A 17138-nucleotide genomic window follows, 5' to 3' on the forward strand; every position below is an offset into this window, starting at 1 on the left:
TCCGCTCCGTCCCCGCTCGTGCTCTGCACACAGGTGTGTGCAGAGCACGACTCCCGGCAGGAGACCTCGGATGGCGGAGCTCGTGCTCTGCCCCCACCGGCGGGGCAGAGCACGACCGTCCGCGGGAGGAGGTCAGCCCCCGGCCTGGCGGAGCAGCGCGTCGCGCTCGTCGCTCTCCGTCACCACCGGCTGCGCGGAGGAGGCGTCGACGGTCTCCACGGTGTCCTGGGGGTCCACCGGCTCGGGCAGGGTGCGGAAGCGCTCGCGCGGGTCCTCGGGGGTGGTCATGTGCGCAGGGTCCCGCGGGGGACCCGGGTCCGCTAGAGCGTGGGGACCCAGCGCGCCGGGCGCTTCTCGCGGAACGCGGCGATGCCCTCCTGCCCCTCCTCGCCGGCGAAGGCGCGGGCGGAGAGGTCCAGCAGGTCGTCGAACGAGCCGCGCAGCCCGCCGGCCCGCAGCAGCCGCTTGGTCTCGGCCAGCGCCCACGGCGACCCGGCGGCCAGCGCCAGCACCTGCCCGTCGACGGCGGCGTCGACCTCGTCGTCGGGCGCGACCAGGTCCACCAGCCCGCCGGCCGCGGCGGTGGCGGCGTCGAACACCTCGCCGGTGAGCATGAGCCGGTGCGCCGCGTGCGGCAGCATCCGCGGCAGCACGACCGCCGAGATCACCGCCGGCACCAGCCCGAGCCGCACCTCCGACATCCCGAACGTCGCCGAGGACGCGGCCACCACGACGTCACAGGCCGCGGCCAGGCCGACCCCGCCCGCGCGCGCCGGCCCGCGGACCGTGGCGACCACCGGCTTGGGTGCGGTCCAGATCGTCCGCAGCAGGTCGGGGAGCTCGCGCACGCCCTGGTCCCCGGCGCCGGCGCCGGCGGCCTCGGACAGGTCCATCCCCGAGCAGAACACCCGGCCGGTGTGGTCGAGCACGACCACGCGCACCGCGTCGTCGGCGAGCGCGGCGTCGAGGGCCTCCCGCAGCTGCGCGCGCAGCACCCGGGACAGCGCGTTGCGGTTGGCGGGGGAGTCCAGCACCAGCCGGGCCACGCCCCCCGCGACGGTCACCTGCAGCAGCCGGTCCTCGCCCACGGGTGCAGAGCTCACCCGGGCATCGTGCCCGGGGTGGCGGGGGCGCGGCACACTGGGAGCAGATGACCACCACCCTGCCGCTGCTGCCGGCGCGTCCGCCCGCGGACGACGACCTGCCGGCCGGTGCCCGCGAGCACCTGACGACGACGCCGTTCGGCCTCTACGTGCACGTGCCGTTCTGCGCCACCCGCTGCGGTTACTGCGACTTCAACACCTACACCTCCGACGAGCTCGGCCCCGGCGCCAACCGCGCCGAGTACGCGGGCACCGCGATCGCCGAGCTGCGCCGCGCCGCGCGGGTGCTGGGCCCGGACCTGCCGACGGTCTCCACCGTCTTCGTCGGCGGCGGCACCCCGACGCTGCTGCCCGCCGAGGACCTCGCCGCCGTGCTGGCCGCCGTCCGCGAGCTGTTCCCCGTCGCCGGCGACGTCGAGGTGACCACCGAGGCCAACCCCGAGTCGGTGACGCCGGCGTCGCTGGCGACCCTGCGCGCGGCCGGCTTCACCCGGCTGAGCCTGGGGATGCAGTCCGCCGCCGAGCACGTGCTCGCCGTCCTCGACCGGCGGCACACCCCCGGGCGGGCGGCGCAGGCCGCGCGGGAGGCGGTCGCGGCCGGCTTCGAGCACGTCAACCTGGACCTGATCTACGGCACGCCGGGCGAGACCGACGCCGACTGGGCCGCCTCGCTCGAGGCCGTCCTGGCCGCGCCGGTCGACCACGTCAGCGCCTACGCGCTCATCGTCGAGGACGGCACCCGGCTGGCCCGCCGGATCGCCCGCGGCGAGCTGCCGATGCCCGACGACGACGTCCTCGCCGACCGCTACGTGCAGGCCGACACCGTGCTGCGCGGCGCCGGGTTCGACTGGTACGAGGTCAGCAACTGGTCGCGCGGGGACGCCGCCCGCTGCCGGCACAACGAGCTGTACTGGGCCAACGCGAACTGGTGGGGGATCGGCCCGGGCGCGCACAGCCACGTCGGCGGTGTGCGCTGGTGGAACGTCAAGCACCCGGCGGCGTACGCGCAGCGGCTGGCGGCGGGGGAGAGCCCGGCGGCCGACCGCGAGGTGCTCGAGCCCGCCGACCGCGCGCTGGAGACGGTCATGCTCGGCCTGCGGCTGCGTGACGGGCTGCCGCTGACCGCGCTGTCCGACGCCGGCCGGGCCCGCGCCGCCGACTCCGTCGTCCGCGGTCTGCTTGAGCCCGTCGCGCACGCCGGGGGCCGGGCGGTGCTCACCGACCGCGGCCGCCTGCTCGCCGACGCCGTCGTGCGGGACCTCACGGACTGAGGCTCCGCCTCCCGCGCGCGGGAGGCGGGGACGGCACCTGACGGATGTCAGCCCGGGCGGACGACGTCCGGCAGGTCCGGCACCGGGATCGGCAGGTCTACGGTCGGGCGCCGTGGACGCCCACTCCCGGTGGCGGCAGATCGGCTGGTCCCTGCCCTGGCTGCTGTTCCAGGTCTTCCCCCTCGCCGACCTGCTGACCACCGACCGGCCGACGGCGGTCCGGGTGGTCGCCGGCGCCGCGCTGCTGGTGTTCACCGCCGTCTACCTCGACGTGTTCCGCCGGTCGTTCACCACCTGCGACCCGGGCGGACGGCTCGGCCGGCTGGCGGTGGTCGCGGCGCTCGGTGCCGGCCTCGCCGTCTGGCTGGGCCCGGCGTGGGCGGGGCTGCTGATCTACGTGTCGGCAGCCTCGGCGGCGGCGCTGCCGCGGCGCTGGGTGTGGCCGGCGGTGCTCGCCGCCGCCGCGGTGTGCGCCGGGGTGGTCGCGGGCGACGGCCAGCTCGGGAGCCTGTTCATCCTCCCGGTGATGTGCGTGCTCACGGCGTTCGCGATGCGCGGGACCCGCCACCTGGTCGAGGTCAACACCGAGCTCGCCGCGGCCCGCGAGGAGCTGGCCCGCAACGCCGTCGCCGAGGAGCGGCTGCGCTTCGCCCGCGACCTGCACGACCTGCTCGGCCACAGCCTGTCGCTCATCGCGCTCAAGAGCGAGCTCGCCGGGCGGCTGGCCGAGGTGGACCCGGCACGGGCCCGCGCCGAGATGGCCGACGTCGAGGCCGCGGCCCGCCGCGCGCTGGCCGAGGTCCGCGACGCCGTCAGCGGCTACCGGCAGGTCAGCTGCGCGCAGGCGCTGGCCGAGGCCCGCGCGGCGCTGTCCGGCGCGGGGATCGCCGCCCGCCTGCCCGACCGGGTGCCCGTGCTGCCCGGCCCGGTCGACGCCGCCCTGGGCTGGGTGGTCCGCGAGGCGACGACGAACGTGCTGCGGCACAGCGGCGCCCGGACGGTCACCGTCACCCTCACCGACGACGGCACCGACGCGGTGCTCACCGTCGCCGACGACGGCCGCGGCCCCGCCGACGACACCGCGCCCGGCTCCGGGCTCACCGGCCTGTCCGAGCGGGTGGGCGCGCTGGGCGGCCGGCTCACCGGCGGCGCCGGCCGCGACGGCGGCTACGAGCTGCGCGCGGTCCTGCCGCTGCTGCCGGCACCCGCGGCGGCGGTGGCCCGGTGATCCGGGTGCTGGTGGCCGAGGACCAGTCGATGGTCCGCGGCGCGCTGCGGGCGCTGCTGGAGCTGGAGCCCGACATCACCGTCGTCGCCGAGGTGGGCCGGGGCGACGAGGTGCTGGCCGCCGCCCGGGAGCACGGGCCGGACGTCGCGCTGCTGGACATCGAGATGCCCGGGCGGGACGGGCTGGAGGCCGCCCGCGAGCTGGCCGCCGAGCTGCCGGGCGTGCGCGCCGTCGTCCTCACCACCTTCGGCCGGCCGGGCTTCCTGCGCCGCGCCATGGAGGTGGGCGCGGCGGGCTTCCTGGTGAAGGACGCGCCGGTCGCCGAGCTCGCCCGCTCGATCCGCGCCGTCGTCGCGGGGGAGCGGGTGATCGACCGGGAGCTGGCCGCCGCCGCGCTGGCGATCGGCGCGACGCCGCTGTCCGCCCGGGAGGCTGACGTGCTGCGCGAGGCCGCCGACGGCGCCACCGTCGCCGACATCGCCCGGCGGCTGTTCCTGTCCGAGGGCACGGTGCGCAACTACCTGTCCTCGGCGATCGGCAAGACCGGCGCCCGCACGCGGGTGGAGGCCGCCCGCGTCGCCGCCGACAAGGGCTGGCTCTGAGGCCTACAGCTCGAGCTTCATCCCGACGTGCGAGGCGACGAAGCCCAGCCGCTCGTAGAAGCGGTGCGCGTCGGGGCGGCGGGCGTCGGTGGTGAGCTGCAGCAGCGCCGCGCCGCGGCGGCGGGACTCCGCGGCGCACCACCGCAGCATCGCCTCGCCGAGCCCCCGCCCGCGGGCGGCCGCGGCCACCCGCACGCCCTCCACCTGCGCGCGCAGCGCGCCGCCGCGGGACAGCCCGGGCAGGAACGACAGCTGCAGGGTGCCGACGATCGCGCCGGCGTCCTCGGCCACCACCAGCAGGTGCGCGGGGTCGGCGTCGACGGCGGCGAACGCCCGCTCGTAGGGGGCGGGATCGGCCGACTCGCGGGTGGCACCGAGCGGGTCGTCGGCCAGCAGCGCGACCACCGCGGGCAGGTCCCCGGCGGTCGCCTCCCGCAGCAGCACCCCGCCGTCGAGCCGGGCCCGGTCCATCAGGCCAGGTTGGCGGGCATCAGCGCGTCGAGGTCGAGCACCCGGACGTGGATCACCGAGCGCTGCTGCAGGGCCGCCCGCAGCGCGCGGTGCAGGCCGTCCTCGAGGTAGAGGTCGCCGTGCCACTGGACGGCGTGCGGGAAGAGGTCGCCGTAGAAGGTCGAGTCGTCGGCGAGCAGGGTGTCCAGCGCCAGTTCGCGCTTGGTGGTGACGAGGGTGTCGAGCCGGATCTGGCGGGGCGGGATCATCGCCCAGTCCCTGGTGGACAACCCGTGCTCGGGATAGGGGCGCCCGCTCCGCACCGCTTTGAAGATCAGGGACCCGACCTCCGTCCGACAGCTGCCCCGAACCGGCACCGACGCGTCCGAGCCTATCGGCCCGCCGCCTGCCGTGCCGGGCACCCACCGGGGTGGTGGACCCCGTCACGTCCGCGACGGAACGGCTCCCTGGTCGTATGCTGGATTGGCACTCGGTCCGTGCGAGTGCCAGCCCCGCCGGGACGCCCGGCGGGGGCGGGCCGGAGCCCGCGGGGCTCCCCGCACGGCGACGTCGACCGGTTCGGGGAGGTGTCACCGTGGCGCACGACGAACGGCGCCTGCAGGTCCTGCGGGCCATCGTGCAGGACTTCGTCTCCACCAACGACCCCGTGGGCAGCAAGGCCCTGGCCGAGCGGCACGACCTCGGGGTCTCGCCGGCGACCATCCGCAACGACATGGCCGTCCTCGAGGAGCAGGGCTACATCACCCAGCCGCACACCAGCGCCGGGCGGGTGCCCACCGACAAGGGCTACCGGCTGTTCGTCGACCGGCTGTCGGCGGTCAAGCCGCTGTCGCCCGCCGAGCGCCGCGCCATCGAGCGGTTCCTCGACGGCGCGGTGGACCTGCACGACGTCCTCGGCCGGACGGTGCGCCTGCTGGCCCAGCTGACGCACCAGGTCGCCGTCGTCCAGTACCCGACCCTGTCGCGCAGCGCGGTGCGTCACCTCGAGGTGGTGCAGCTGACCGGCTCGCGGCTGCTGCTGGTGCTCATCACCGACACCGGCCGCGTCGAGCAGCGGGTCGTCGACTGCCCGGTCGACGTCAGCCGCGACGACGTCTCCGACCTGCGCGCCACGCTCAACGCCGCGTTCACCGGCGCCCGGCTCGCCGACGCCGGCAGCAAGGTGCCCGACCTCGTCGAGACGGCGCCGGAGCACCTGCGGGCGCTGGTCGCCGCGGTCAGCGCCGCGCTGATCGAGACCCTGGTCGAGCCGGGGGAGGACCGCCTGGTCATCGGCGGGACGGCGAACCTGGCCCGGGTCGCGCTGGACCCCGGCAGCCTCCGCCCGCTGCTGGAGGCGCTGGAGGAGCAGGTCGTCGTCCTCAAGCTGATCAGCGAGGTCGACAGCAGCGGCGCCGTGCTCGTGCGCATCGGCGAGGAGAACGCCCACGAGGCGCTGGCCGGTGCGTCGGTCGTCTCGGTGGGGTACGGCACCGGTGACCGGGCGCTGGGCGGACTCGGCATCGTCGGCCCGACCCGCATGGACTACCCAGGCAACATGGCCGCGGTGCGAGCCGTGGCCCGTTACGTCGGCCAGTTGCTGGCCGGGAGCTGAGGTCTCGACCCCCCATGGCAACCGACTACTACGGCGTCCTCGGGCTCTCCCGGGGCGCCTCCGACGCCGACATCAAGAAGGCCTACCGGCGGCTGGCGCGGGACCTGCACCCCGACGTCAACCCCGACCCCGAGGCCAAGGAGCGCTTCCAGGAGGTCAGCCGGGCCTACCAGGCGCTGACCGACCCGGACAAGCGGCGCATCGTCGACCTCGGCGGCGACCCGTTCGACAGCGGCGCCGGCGCCGGCGCGGGCTCGCCGTTCGGCGGGGCCGGTTTCGGCGGGCTCGGCGACATCATGGACGCCTTCTTCGGCGGCGGGATGGGCACGCGCGGGCCGCGCAGCCGGGTCCGCGCCGGCGACGACGCCCTGATCGCGCTGGAGCTCAACCTCGAGCAGACGGTCTTCGGCACCACCGAGACGATCACCGTCGACACCGCCGTCCTGTGCGGCACCTGCGCCGGGGCCGGCACCGCGCCGGGCACCCACCCGACCACCTGCGTCACCTGCTCGGGGCGCGGCGAGGTGCAGAGCGTGCAGCGCTCGTTCCTCGGCCAGGTCGTCTCCAGCCGGCCGTGCCCGACCTGCGCCGGCACCGGCCAGGTCATCCCCGACCCGTGCCCCGAGTGCGGCAGCGAGGGGCGGGTCCGGTCCCGGCAGGACATCCAGGTGAAGGTGCCCGCCGGCGTCGAGGACGGCATGCGGATCCGGCTCACCGGCCGCGGCGAGGTCGGCCCCGGCGGCGGCCCCGCCGGCGACCTGTACGTGGAGATCCGCGAGCGCCCGCACCCGGTGTTCACCCGCGACGGCGAGGACCTGCACTGCCACGTGGCGCTGCCGATGACGGCCGCGGCGCTGGGCACCACGCTGCCGCTGACCCTGCTCGACGGCGAGGACACCGACGTCGACGTCCGCCCCGGCACCCAGGCGGGCACCGTGCTCACCCTCCGCGGGCAGGGCGCGCCGCGGCTGCGCGCCACCGGCCGGGGCAACCTGCACGTGCACGTCGACGTCCAGACGCCCACCCGCCTCGACGCCGAGCAGGAGAAGCTGCTGCGCGAGCTGGCGGTGCTGCGCGGCGAGGACCGCCCCGGCCCGTCGGAGACGCACGGCGGCCTGTTCTCCCGGGTCCGGAACTCGTTCAAGTGAGCGTCCCGGCCCCCGACGACGCCCGGCCGGCCCTCGACGGTTCCCCGCTGTTCCTGCTCGACGAGCTGCCCGACGGGGGCGAGGTGCTCGTCGGCGGCGCCGAGGGCCGGCACGCCGTGGACGTGCTGCGGCTGACCACCGGCGAGGCGGTGCGGGTCGGCGACGGCCGTGGCGCCGTCGTCGAGGGCACCGTGGTCGACGCCGGCCCGGCCGGGCTGCGCGTGCAGGTCACCGCCCGCCACGAGGTGCCGCCGCCCGAGCCGGAGTTCGTGCTGGTCCAGGCGCTGCCCAAGGGCGACCGCGGCCCGCTGGCCGTGGAGCTGGCCACCGAGCTCGGCGTCGACCGGGTGGTCCCGTGGGCGGCCGCGCGCTGCGTCACCCGCTGGCGCGAGGACCGCGTCGAGAAGGGCCTGGCGAAGTGGCGGGCCGCGGCGCGGGCGGCGGCCAAGCAGTCGCGGCGGCCGCGGGTCCCCGAGATCGGCGACCTGATGACCACCCGGCAGGTGTGCGGGGAGCTCGCCGACGTCGACCTCGCGCTGGTGCTGCACGAGCAGGCCCGCCGGCCCCTGGCCGGGGTGGAGATCCCCGCCAGCGGCACGGTCGCCGTCGTCGTCGGCCCGGAGGGCGGGCTCACCGACGGCGAGGTCGTGGCCCTGCGCGCGGCCGGCGCCCAGCCGGTGCGGCTCGGCCCGGAGGTGCTGCGGACCTCCACCGCCGGCGCCGCGGCGCTGGCCGCCCTGTCGGTCCGGACCCGCTGGCAGTAGCTGCGGGTGTGGCCGCCTCGCAGGGGCCCGCCGCGAGCTCGCGAGCGGTGGGGGGCGAGGGGGTCCTCCTAAGGTCGGCGGGGTGACCGACTGCCTCTTCTGCCGGATCGTCGCCGGGGAGATCCCCGCCGACGTCGTGCACGAGACCGACCGCACGCTGGCCTTCCGGGACGTCAACCCGCAGGCGCCCACGCACGTGCTGGTCATCCCCAAGCAGCACCACGCGACGGCGGGGCTGCTCGTCGGCGCCGATCCGCAGCTGCTCGCCGACGTGGTGGCCGCCGCGCACGCGGTGGCGATCCAGGAGGGGCTGGCCAGCGAGGACGGCACCGAGCCCGGGTACCGCCTGGTGGCCAACACCGGCCCGCAGGCCGGGCAGACCGTCCACCACCTGCACCTGCACGTCCTCGGCGGCCGCGACCTCCGCTGGCCCCCGGGCTGAGCCGGCCCCGAGGGCGGCAGGAATGGCCATTTCTGCCGCCCGGGCACGGGATGGCAGGGTGGCCGGCATGACCGACGCCGGCAGCGCCGCCCCCGTCCGGATCGAGCGGGACGGCGACGTCGCCGTCGTCGTGCTGGACGCACCCCCGCTCAACCTCTTCGACGAGTCGGTGTTCGCCGCGTTCGAGCGGGTCGTCGCCGAGCTGGTGACCCTCACCGAGCCCGGCCGGCCCGACCGCGCCCGCGCGGTGCTGCTGGAGGCCCGGGGCAAGGTCGTCTCCGGCGGCGTCGACGTGCACGCCTTCCGGGACATCGCCGAGGGGCCGGAGCCGGCGCAGCGCGGCGCGGCGCTGTGGGCGCGGCTGCTGCGCATCGCCCAGACGCTGGAGGACCTGCCCGTCCCCACCGTGTTCGCCGCCCACGGGCTCACCCTCACCGCCGCCTTCGAGCTGGCGCTGGCCTGCGACCTGCTGCTGGCCGCGGAGAAGGCGTCGTTCGGGCTGCTCGAGATCCGCGTCGGGCTCACCCCGTCGATGGGCGGGCCGCAGCGGCTGGCCGAGCGGGCCGGCCCGGCGCGGGCCAAGGAGCTCATCTTCACCGGGGACCTCTACCCGGCCGCGGTGCTGGAGGGGTGGGGCGTCGTCAACCGGGTGCTGCCCGACGACGGCTTCGCCGAGGCCGCCCGCGCCTACGCGAACCGGGTCGCCGCCGGCCCGACGATCGCCCACGCGGCCACCAAGCGCCTCGTGACGACGGCGGTGCGGCACGGCGCGCGGGCCGCCGACGAGATCACCCCGCAGGTCTCCGGAGCACTGTTCGCCACCGAGGACCTGCGCGGCGCCGTCGCCTCGTTCCTGGCCGACGGGCCGGGGAAGGCCACCTACGCGGGGCGGTGACCTGCGCGCGAGCGCGGTTCCCGGTGGCGGGGCGCGGGTAGAGTCGAGGCGTTCAGTCCCCGTGCCAGGAAGGCAGGGTCGAGGGTTCTTGCCCGACACCTCCCCGAACGTCCCCGTGCCGGGCGCCCCCACGTCCCGCGAGGCCTCCGCGCAGGCCGTCGCCGCGGACAGCGCCAGCACCCTCGCGAGCGCCACCCCCGCCGCGGTCCGCGCCACCATCACCGTCCCGGACTCCGTCTCGATGGTCGCCCTGCTCGGCTCCGGTGACGAGCTGCTGCGGCTGGTCGAGTCCGAGGTCGAGGCCGACGTGCACGTCCGCGGCAACGAGATCGCCGTGACCGGGCAGCCGGCCGACAACGCCTTCGCCGTCCGCGTGTTCGACGAGCTCATCGCGCTGCTCGGCACCGGCCAGGCGCTGCGCCCGGACTCGGTGCGCCGGGTCATCGGCATGCTGCGCAGCGGCGGCTCCGAGCGGCCGGCCGACGTGCTCAGCCTCGACATCATCAGCCGCCGCGGCCGCACGATCCGGCCCAAGACGCTGAACCAGAAGCGCTACGTCGACGCGATCGACGCGCACACCGTCGTCTTCGGCATCGGCCCCGCCGGCACCGGCAAGACCTACCTGGCGATGGCCAAGGCCGTGCAGGCGCTGCAGACCAAGCAGGTCAACCGGATCATCCTCACCCGCCCCGCGGTCGAGGCCGGCGAGCGGCTGGGCTACCTGCCCGGCACGCTCAGCGAGAAGATCGACCCGTACCTGCGCCCGCTCTACGACGCGCTGCACGACATGGTCGACCCCGAGTCGATCCCGCGGCTCATGCAGTCGGGCACGATCGAGGTCGCGCCGCTGGCCTACATGCGCGGCCGCACGCTCAACGACGCGTTCGTGATCCTCGACGAGGCGCAGAACACGACCGCCGAGCAGATGAAGATGTTCCTCACCCGGCTCGGCTTCGGCTCGAAGATCGTCGTCACCGGTGACGTCACGCAGGTCGACCTGCCCGGCGGCGCGCAGAGCGGCCTCAAGGTGGTGCGGGAGATCCTCGACGGCATCGAGGACGTGCACTTCGCCAACCTGACCAGCTCCGACGTCGTCCGCCACCGGCTGGTCGGCGACATCGTGGACGCCTACGAGCGCTGGGACGCCGCCCACCAGCAGGGTGCCGGCCGTCCCGCGGGGCCGGCCCGGCCCGCGCGGCCGACGCGCCGGCAGGGGAGCTGAGCGCCGTGCCCGTCGAGGTCGCCAACGAGTCCGAGATCGCCGTCGACGAGGCGGAGCTGACCGGCATCTGCCGGTACGTCCTCGCCGAGATGGGCGTCAACCCGATGGCCGAGCTGTCGGTGCTGTGCGTCGACCCGGACTACATGTCCGTGCTGCACGAGCGCTGGATGGGGGAGAAGGGCCCGACCGACGTCCTGGCCTTCCCCATGGACGAGCTCGACACCGCCCGCCCCGACGACCCCGAGCCCGGCCCCGCGCTGCTCGGCGACGTCGTGCTGTGCCCCTCCGTCGCCGTCCGGCAGGCCCGCGCCGCCGGCCACTCCATGGACGACGAGCTGCTGCTGCTGGCCACCCACGGCGTGCTGCACCTGCTCGGCTACGACCACATGGAGCCCGAGGAGGAGCGGGAGATGTTCGGCCTGCAGACCCGCCTGCTGGAGGGCTGGCGCTCGGCGCCGCGGCAGCCGGTCACCGGTGAGCCGGCCGAACGGGGTCCCGGGACGCGGTGACGCGATGAGCGCCGGTGCGGTCACGCTGCTGGTCGTCGCGATCTGCCTGGTGCCGCTGGCCGGCCTGTTCGGCGCCATGGACGCCGCCCTGCAGCGGGTGTCCAAGGCGCGGGTCGAGGAGCTGCGCCGCGACGGCGTCCGGCGGGCGGCCACCCTCGAGCGGGTCCTCGACGAGCGCGCCCGCCTGGTGGCGCTGCTCCTGCTGCTGCGGATCGTCTGCGAGATGGTCGCCGCGGTGCTGGTCGCCGTCGTCCTGGTCCGCGTGCTGGGCATGGGCTGGCAGGCGGTGCTCGCCGCGGCCGGCGTGATGACCGTGGTCAGCTACGTGCTGGTCGGCGTCGGGCCGCGGACGCTGGGCCGCCAGCACGCCTACCCGGTCGCGCTGGCGACCGCCGGGGTGGTGCGGCTGCTGGGCCGGGTGCTCGGCCCGGTCGCGACGCTGCTGATCCTGATCGGCAACGCGATCACCCCGGGCCGCGGCTACCGCGACGGCCCGTTCTCCACCGAGGTCGAGCTGCGCGAGCTGGTCGACCTCGCCGAGGAGCGCGGCGTCGTGGAGTCCGGCGAGCGGAACATGATCCACTCGGTGTTCGAGCTCGGCGACACCATCGCCCGCGAGGTCATGGTGCCGCGCACCGACGTCGTGTGGATCGAGCGCACCAAGACCGTCCGGCAGGCGCTGGCCCTGGCGCTGCGCAGCGGGTTCAGCCGCATCCCGGTGATCGGGGAGAACGTGGACGACGTCGTCGGCGTCGTCTACCTCAAGGACCTGGTGCGCCGGTCGCAGAACCTCGGCGAGGCCCGCGGCCCGAAGGTCGAGGAGCTCATGCGCCCGCCGGCGTTCGTGCCGGAGTCCAAGCCGGTCGACGAGCTGCTGCGCGACATGCAGGCCCGCCGCATCCACATCGCGATCGTCGTCGACGAGTACGGCGGCTTCGCCGGGCTGGTCACGATCGAGGACATCCTCGAGGAGATCGTCGGCGAGATCGCCGACGAGCACGACGCCGTCCAGCGGCCGCCGGTCGAGCACCTCGACGACGGGTCGGTGCGGATCACCGCCCGGCTGCCGGTCGAGGACCTCGCCGAGCTGTTCGACGTCGAGCTGCCCCGCGACGACGACGTGGAGACCGTCGGCGGCCTGCTCGCCCGCGAGCTCGGGCTGGTGCCGATCGAGGGCTCGTCGGCGGAGGTCGCGGGCCTGCGGCTGGTCGCCGAGAGCACCGGCGGGCGGCGCAACCGGATCGACACGATCCTGGTGTGCCGGGTGCCCGACGCGGACCCCGAGCACCAGTCCGGGGCCACCCGGGCGGAGGTCCCGGCCGCCGCCGAGAGCTGACGTGGAAAGCTCGTCCCTCGTGCCCGACCTGCAGCCCGAGGACGCCAAGCTCGTCACCCTCGCCCGCTCCGCGCGCGGCCGCACCGGTGCCCCGGAGGGTGCCGCGGTCCGCGACACCGACGGGCGCACCTACGTCGCCGCCAGCGTCGCGCTGCCCTCGCTGCGGCTGTCCGCGCTGCAGGCGGCCGTCGCCGCGGCGGTGTCCAGCGGCGTCGAGGGGTTGGAGGCGGCGGCGATCGTGTCCGACGCCGACGCCGTCGAGCAGGAGGGCCTGGCCGCCGTGCACGACCTGACCGCGTCCGCGCCCGTGTTCCTCGCCGGCCCGGACGGGGTGCTGCGCGCCACCGCGTGAGCACCCGGCTCGTGTCACCCTCCAGTGGGAGACTGGGCCGGTGAGCACGCCGGACCAGCCGTACCGCAGCGGCTTCGCCTGCCTGGTCGGCCGGCCGAACGCGGGCAAGACCACGCTGACCAACGCCATCGTCGGCGAGAAGGTCGGCATCGTCAGCAACCGGCCGCAGACCACCCGGCACGCCATCCGCGGCGTCGTGCACCGGCCGGGCGGGCAGCTTGTGCTCGTCGACACCCCGGGCCTGCACAAGCCCAAGAGCCTGCTCGGCCGCCGGCTCAACGACGTCGTCCGCGACACGCTGTCCGAGGTCGACGTCGTGGTGTTCTGCGTCCCGGCCGACCAGCCGGTGGGCGCCGGTGACCGGTTCATCGCCCGCCAGCTCAAGGAGGTCACGGCGCCGGTGGTCGTCGTCGTCACCAAGACCGACGCCGCGAGCAGGAAGCAGGTCGCCGAGCAGCTGGTGGCCGCCAGCCAGCTCGTCGAGGCCGCCGAGGTCGTGCCGGTGAGCGCGGTCGCGGGCGACCAGGTGGAGCTGCTGGAGGACCTGCTGGTCGGCCTGCTGCCCGAGGGGCCGCCGCTGTACCCCGAGGAGCAGACCACCGACGAGGACACCGACCGCCAGATCGCCGAGCTCATCCGCGAGGCGGCGCTGGAGAAGGTGTTCCAGGAGGTGCCGCACTCGCTCGCCGTCACCGTCGAGGAGCTCAACCGCCGGCCCGACCCCAAGCGGGAGGGCGCGGAGCTGGTCGAGGTGCACGCGCTGCTGCACTGCGAGCGCCCCAGCCAGAAGCCGATGCTGCTGGGCAGGGGTGGGTCGGTCATCAAGGCGATCGGCACCGAGGCCCGCGCCGGGCTCGAGCAGCTGCTCGGCGCCCGGGTGCACCTGGACCTGCACGTCACCGTGCTCGGCGAGTGGCAGGACGACCCCAAGAAGCTCAACCGGCTCGGGTACTGATGAGCACCACGCCGAAGTCGCTCTACCGCGACGAGGGGATCGTCCTGCGCACCCAGAAGCTGGGGGAGGCCGACCGGATCGTCACGGTCCTCACCCGCCGGCACGGCAAGGTGCGCGCGGTGGCCAAGGGCGTGCGCCGCACCAAGAGCAAGTTCGGCGCCCGGCTCGAGCCGTTCAGCCACGTGGACGTGCAGTTCTACACCGGCCGCAACCTGGACATCGTCAGCCAGGCGGAGTCCATCCGCTCCTACGGCTCGGTGATCGCCGCGGACTACCGCGCCTACACCGCCGGCACTGCGGTGCTCGAGACCGCCGACCGGCTGACCGCGGAGGAGAAGGAGCCCTCGCTGCGGCTGTTCCTGCTCGTCGTCGGCGCGCTGCGGGCGCTGGCCGAGCAGACGCACCCGGCCGGGCTGGTGCTTGACGCGTTCCTGCTGCGCGCGATGTCGGTGGCCGGCTGGGAGCCCGCGCTCGGCGACTGTGCCCGCTGCGGCCTCGAGGGGCCGCACCGGCACTTCTCCGTCCCGGCCGGCGGCACCGTCTGCCCCGGCTGCCGCCCGACCGGCTCGGCCATGCCCAACCCGGTCACCATCGGCCACCTGGAGGCGCTGCTGTCCGGCGACTGGGCGACCGCCGAGTCCAGCGAGCAGCCGCAGCGCCGCGAGGGCAGCGGGCTGGTGGCCGCGCTGCTGCAGTGGCACCTCGAGCGCGGGCTGCGCTCGCTGCCGCTGGTCGACCGCTCGGACCCGTCGGCCCCGCGCCGGGAAGTGAGCCTGCTGAGTGAGGCGTGAGGTCAAGCCGCCGAACCCGCACCCCTCGGGCGTCCGCCCGCCGGAGCTCCCCACCGACAAGGTGCCCCGGCACGTCGCGATCGTCATGGACGGCAACGGCCGCTGGGCGAAGGAGCGCGGCCTGCCCCGGACGGCCGGGCACGAGGCGGGGGAGTCCTCGCTGTTCGACTGCGTCGAGGGCGCCATCGAGCTCGGCGTGAAGGCGATCAGTGCCTACGCGTTCTCCACCGAGAACTGGCGGCGCAGCCCCGAGGAGGTCCGCTTCCTCATGGGCTTCAACCGCGACGTCATCCGCCGCCGCCGCGACGAGATGCACGACCTCGGCGTCCGCGTGCGCTGGGCCGGCCGCCGCCCGCGGCTGTGGCGCAGCGTCATCAAGGAGCTCGAGGTCGCCGAGGAGCTCACCCGCGACAACGACGTCCTCACGCTGACCATGTGCGTCAACTACGGCGGCCGCGCCGAGATCGCCGACGCCGCCGCGGCCATCGCCCGCGAGGTTGCCGCCGGCCGGCTGGACCCGGGCAAGGTCGACGAGGACACCGTCGCCCGGTTCCTCGACGAGCCGGACATGCCCGACGTCGACCTGTTCGTGCGCAGCTCCGGGGAGAACCGGACGAGCAACTTCCTGCTGTGGCAGTCGGCCTACGCCGAGTTCGTCTTCCTCGACACCCTCTGGCCGGACTTCGACCGCCGGCACCTCTGGGCCGCGTGCGAGGAGTACGCCTCCCGCCAGCGCCGCTTCGGCAAGGCCTAGGCACCCGCGCGGGGGTCCCCCGCGGACGCCGGGCGGCCCCGGCCGACGGTCGGGGGTGCCGCGCCGGAATCCGTTGACAGTGCGTGCGCGTGACCTGACAGTGGCGGCTCCCCCGACAGAGGACGGAAGACCCCCACCGTGAGCGAGAGCACGATCGCGTCCCAGCACGCCCGGACCCCGGCGGCGCCACCGCAGCCCGGTGACCTCAACGACCAGCTGATCGCCAGTGACTTCTGGACCGACCAGATGCTGGCCGACGCCGGCATCCCCGTCGTCGACGTCCCGTTCGTCACCTTCGGTGGCGGCATCGGGTCGTTCGTGACGGTCGACTACCTGCGGATCTGCGGCGTCCCGACGAGCGCCATGCGCGTGCTCACCCCGCTGAAGACCCCGTGGGAGAGCTACGAGTACCTGACGACGGTCTCGCAGATCCCGCGCGGCGAGCGGCTGCGGTCGGACTCGTCGTCCTGCCCGGACAACATCTGGGGCTTCCCGAGCTACGCCATCCGCGAGGCCCTGCAGGGCAACCTCAAGCAGGCCTGGAACGTGCTGGTCGAGCCCGTCTTCGCGAACTACTACACCCCGAAGGCGGGGCACGCGTTCGAGTCGATGGAGAAGGAGATGTACCGGATCCGGTACCCGGAGATGGTCGTCAACGGCCAGGTCCGCATGGTCCGGCGCCGCGTGGGCGGCGGGTACTTCACGATCCTGACCCCGCCCGAGGGCGCCACCCCGACCCGGCGGATCGCGTACCGGAGCACGTGGGTGCACGTCGCCGTCGGCTACCCGGGCCTGAAGTTCCTGCCCGACCTGCAGCGCTACCGCAACGAGTACAACGACTACGGCAAGGTCGTGAACGCCTACGAGCGGCACGAGCAGGTCTACGAGCGGCTGCACCAGCGCCCGGGCACCGTGCTCATCCGCGGTGGCGGCATCGTGGCCTCGCGCGTCCTGCAGCGGCTGATCGACGACCGCGACCGGCTCGGCCTGCAGACCCAGATCGTCCACCTGTTCCGCACCTACGTGGACAAGCCGCACGGCACCGGCATCCTCAAGCGCCGCAAGGGCGCCGACGGCTGGGCCTACCAGGGCTTCAACTACCCGAAGTCGGTGTGGGGCGGGCAGCTCAAGCAGCAGGTCCGCAAGAGCGAGGGGGCCGAGCGCAAGCGGCTCTACGAGGAGATGGGCGGCACCAACACCCCCGTCCGCCGGGACTGGAAGGAGCAGCTCAAGCGCGGCCGCGCCGAGGGCTGGTACCGCGTGATGATCGGCAAGATCGAGGAGATGAAGCCGGTCGGCGACCTCGTCGAGGTCACCGTCAGCACCCCGGACCAGGGCCCGCACACCGGCACCTTCGACGCCGTCATCGACTGCACCGGCCTCGAGGCCGACATCCGCGAGCACCGCGTCCTGGCCGACCTGCTCGACCACTCCAACGCCACCCGCAACCCGGTGGGCCGGCTCGACGTCCAGCGGAACTTCGAGGTCACCGGCACCCAGAACGGCGGCAAGGTCTACGCCTCCGGCAGCGCCACCCTCGGCGGCCCGTTCCCCGGCGTCGACACCTTCTTCGGCCTGCAGATCGCCGCGCAGGAGATCGCCGACGACCTGATCGAGCAGGGGTTCGCGCAGAAGCTGGGGCCGGGCCGGTCGACCAGCCAGTGGTGGAAGTGGGTCCGCAACAAGCAGATCTGACCGACC

Annotated in this window: 20 protein-coding genes; 16 read left to right on the forward strand and 4 right to left on the reverse strand. The window is 75.0% G+C overall.

Features of this window, described 5'->3' with window-relative positions; translation table 11 throughout:
- Window positions 1-132 precede the first annotated feature (132 nt).
- Window positions 133-288 (reverse strand): hypothetical protein, encoded by a 156-nt coding sequence (locus ACI8AA_RS00835; protein WP_457042618.1) that lies wholly within the window; start codon window positions 286-288, stop codon window positions 133-135.
- Window positions 289-320: 32 nt separating this feature from the next.
- On the reverse strand, window positions 321-1103 hold the full coding sequence (locus ACI8AA_RS00840) for an enoyl-CoA hydratase-related protein (protein ID WP_457042619.1): 783 nt from the start codon (window positions 1101-1103) through the stop codon (window positions 321-323).
- Between the two features lie 47 nt (window positions 1104-1150).
- Here ACI8AA_RS00840 and hemW point away from each other — a divergent pair, with 47 nt between their 5' ends.
- From hemW to ACI8AA_RS00855, 3 genes are all read left to right on the forward strand, one after another.
- Window positions 1151-2374 carry a radical SAM family heme chaperone HemW gene (gene hemW, locus ACI8AA_RS00845; RefSeq protein WP_457042620.1) on the forward strand — a complete coding sequence of 408 codons (1224 nt, stop codon included), beginning with the start codon at window positions 1151-1153 and terminating at the stop codon, window positions 2372-2374.
- A 112-nt stretch (window positions 2375-2486) separates the two neighbouring features.
- Window positions 2487-3602: a sensor histidine kinase gene (locus ACI8AA_RS00850; protein WP_457042621.1), complete on the forward strand. Its 1116-nt coding sequence runs from the start codon at window positions 2487-2489 to the stop codon at window positions 3600-3602.
- A complete protein-coding gene (locus ACI8AA_RS00855) occupies window positions 3599-4204 on the forward strand; it encodes a response regulator (RefSeq protein ID WP_457042622.1) in 606 nt (201 codons plus the stop codon). Before ACI8AA_RS00850 ends, ACI8AA_RS00855 begins: the two co-directional genes overlap by 4 nt.
- A gap of 3 nt (window positions 4205-4207) precedes the next feature.
- Here the strand turns inward: ACI8AA_RS00855 and ACI8AA_RS00860 are convergent, their stop codons facing one another.
- Both ACI8AA_RS00860 and ACI8AA_RS00865 read right to left on the reverse strand, forming a co-directional pair.
- Complete coding sequence (locus tag ACI8AA_RS00860) at window positions 4208-4675, reverse strand: N-acetyltransferase family protein (protein WP_457042623.1); 468 nt, start codon at window positions 4673-4675, stop codon at window positions 4208-4210.
- A complete protein-coding gene (locus ACI8AA_RS00865) occupies window positions 4675-5076 on the reverse strand; it encodes a type II toxin-antitoxin system VapB family antitoxin (RefSeq protein ID WP_457042624.1) in 402 nt (133 codons plus the stop codon). The genes ACI8AA_RS00860 and ACI8AA_RS00865 overlap by 1 nt, the downstream gene beginning before the upstream one ends.
- A gap of 173 nt (window positions 5077-5249) precedes the next feature.
- Here ACI8AA_RS00865 and hrcA point away from each other — a divergent pair, with 173 nt between their 5' ends.
- The 13 genes from hrcA (at window position 5250) to ACI8AA_RS00930 (ending at window position 17132) form a co-directional block, all read left to right on the forward strand.
- Window positions 5250-6269 carry a heat-inducible transcriptional repressor HrcA gene (hrcA, locus tag ACI8AA_RS00870; RefSeq protein WP_457042625.1) on the forward strand — a complete coding sequence of 340 codons (1020 nt, stop codon included), beginning with the start codon at window positions 5250-5252 and terminating at the stop codon, window positions 6267-6269.
- A 14-nt stretch (window positions 6270-6283) separates the two neighbouring features.
- On the forward strand, window positions 6284-7417 hold the full coding sequence (gene dnaJ, locus ACI8AA_RS00875; RefSeq protein WP_457042626.1) for a molecular chaperone DnaJ: 1134 nt from the start codon (window positions 6284-6286) through the stop codon (window positions 7415-7417).
- Window positions 7414-8181, forward strand: coding sequence for a 16S rRNA (uracil(1498)-N(3))-methyltransferase (locus ACI8AA_RS00880; protein ID WP_457042627.1), 768 nt, complete (start codon window positions 7414-7416; stop codon window positions 8179-8181). The genes dnaJ and ACI8AA_RS00880 overlap by 4 nt, the downstream gene beginning before the upstream one ends.
- An 82-nt stretch (window positions 8182-8263) precedes the next feature.
- Complete coding sequence (locus ACI8AA_RS00885; RefSeq protein ID WP_456928412.1) at window positions 8264-8623, forward strand: histidine triad nucleotide-binding protein; 360 nt, start codon at window positions 8264-8266, stop codon at window positions 8621-8623.
- Between the two features lie 67 nt (window positions 8624-8690).
- On the forward strand, window positions 8691-9518 hold the full coding sequence (locus ACI8AA_RS00890; protein ID WP_457042628.1) for an enoyl-CoA hydratase/isomerase family protein: 828 nt from the start codon (window positions 8691-8693) through the stop codon (window positions 9516-9518).
- A gap of 88 nt (window positions 9519-9606) precedes the next feature.
- Window positions 9607-10740 carry a PhoH family protein gene (locus ACI8AA_RS00895; protein ID WP_457042629.1) on the forward strand — a complete coding sequence of 378 codons (1134 nt, stop codon included), beginning with the start codon at window positions 9607-9609 and terminating at the stop codon, window positions 10738-10740.
- A gap of 5 nt (window positions 10741-10745) precedes the next feature.
- Entirely contained in the window at window positions 10746-11249 is a 504-nt protein-coding gene (gene ybeY, locus ACI8AA_RS00900) for an rRNA maturation RNase YbeY (RefSeq protein WP_093580955.1), read from the forward strand.
- A gap of 4 nt (window positions 11250-11253) precedes the next feature.
- On the forward strand, window positions 11254-12585 hold the full coding sequence (locus tag ACI8AA_RS00905; protein WP_457042630.1) for a hemolysin family protein: 1332 nt from the start codon (window positions 11254-11256) through the stop codon (window positions 12583-12585).
- Window position 12586: 1 nt separating this feature from the next.
- Window positions 12587-12937 (forward strand): cytidine deaminase, encoded by a 351-nt coding sequence (locus ACI8AA_RS00910; protein ID WP_457042631.1) that lies wholly within the window; start codon window positions 12587-12589, stop codon window positions 12935-12937.
- Window positions 12938-12977: 40 nt separating this feature from the next.
- Complete coding sequence (gene era / locus ACI8AA_RS00915; protein ID WP_457042632.1) at window positions 12978-13892, forward strand: GTPase Era; 915 nt, start codon at window positions 12978-12980, stop codon at window positions 13890-13892.
- The gene (recO, locus tag ACI8AA_RS00920) at window positions 13892-14683 is read left to right on the forward strand and encodes a DNA repair protein RecO (RefSeq protein ID WP_456928418.1); all 792 of its coding nucleotides are present in this window, start codon (window positions 13892-13894) and stop codon (window positions 14681-14683) included. The genes era and recO overlap by 1 nt, the downstream gene beginning before the upstream one ends.
- The gene (locus tag ACI8AA_RS00925; RefSeq protein WP_457042633.1) at window positions 14673-15437 is read left to right on the forward strand and encodes an isoprenyl transferase; all 765 of its coding nucleotides are present in this window, start codon (window positions 14673-14675) and stop codon (window positions 15435-15437) included. Before recO ends, ACI8AA_RS00925 begins: the two co-directional genes overlap by 11 nt.
- Window positions 15438-15575: 138 nt before the next feature.
- Window positions 15576-17132 (forward strand): hypothetical protein, encoded by a 1557-nt coding sequence (locus ACI8AA_RS00930; protein WP_457042634.1) that lies wholly within the window; start codon window positions 15576-15578, stop codon window positions 17130-17132.
- Window positions 17133-17138 lie beyond the last annotated feature (6 nt).

The organism is Geodermatophilus sp. SYSU D01180 (assembly GCF_054050415.1).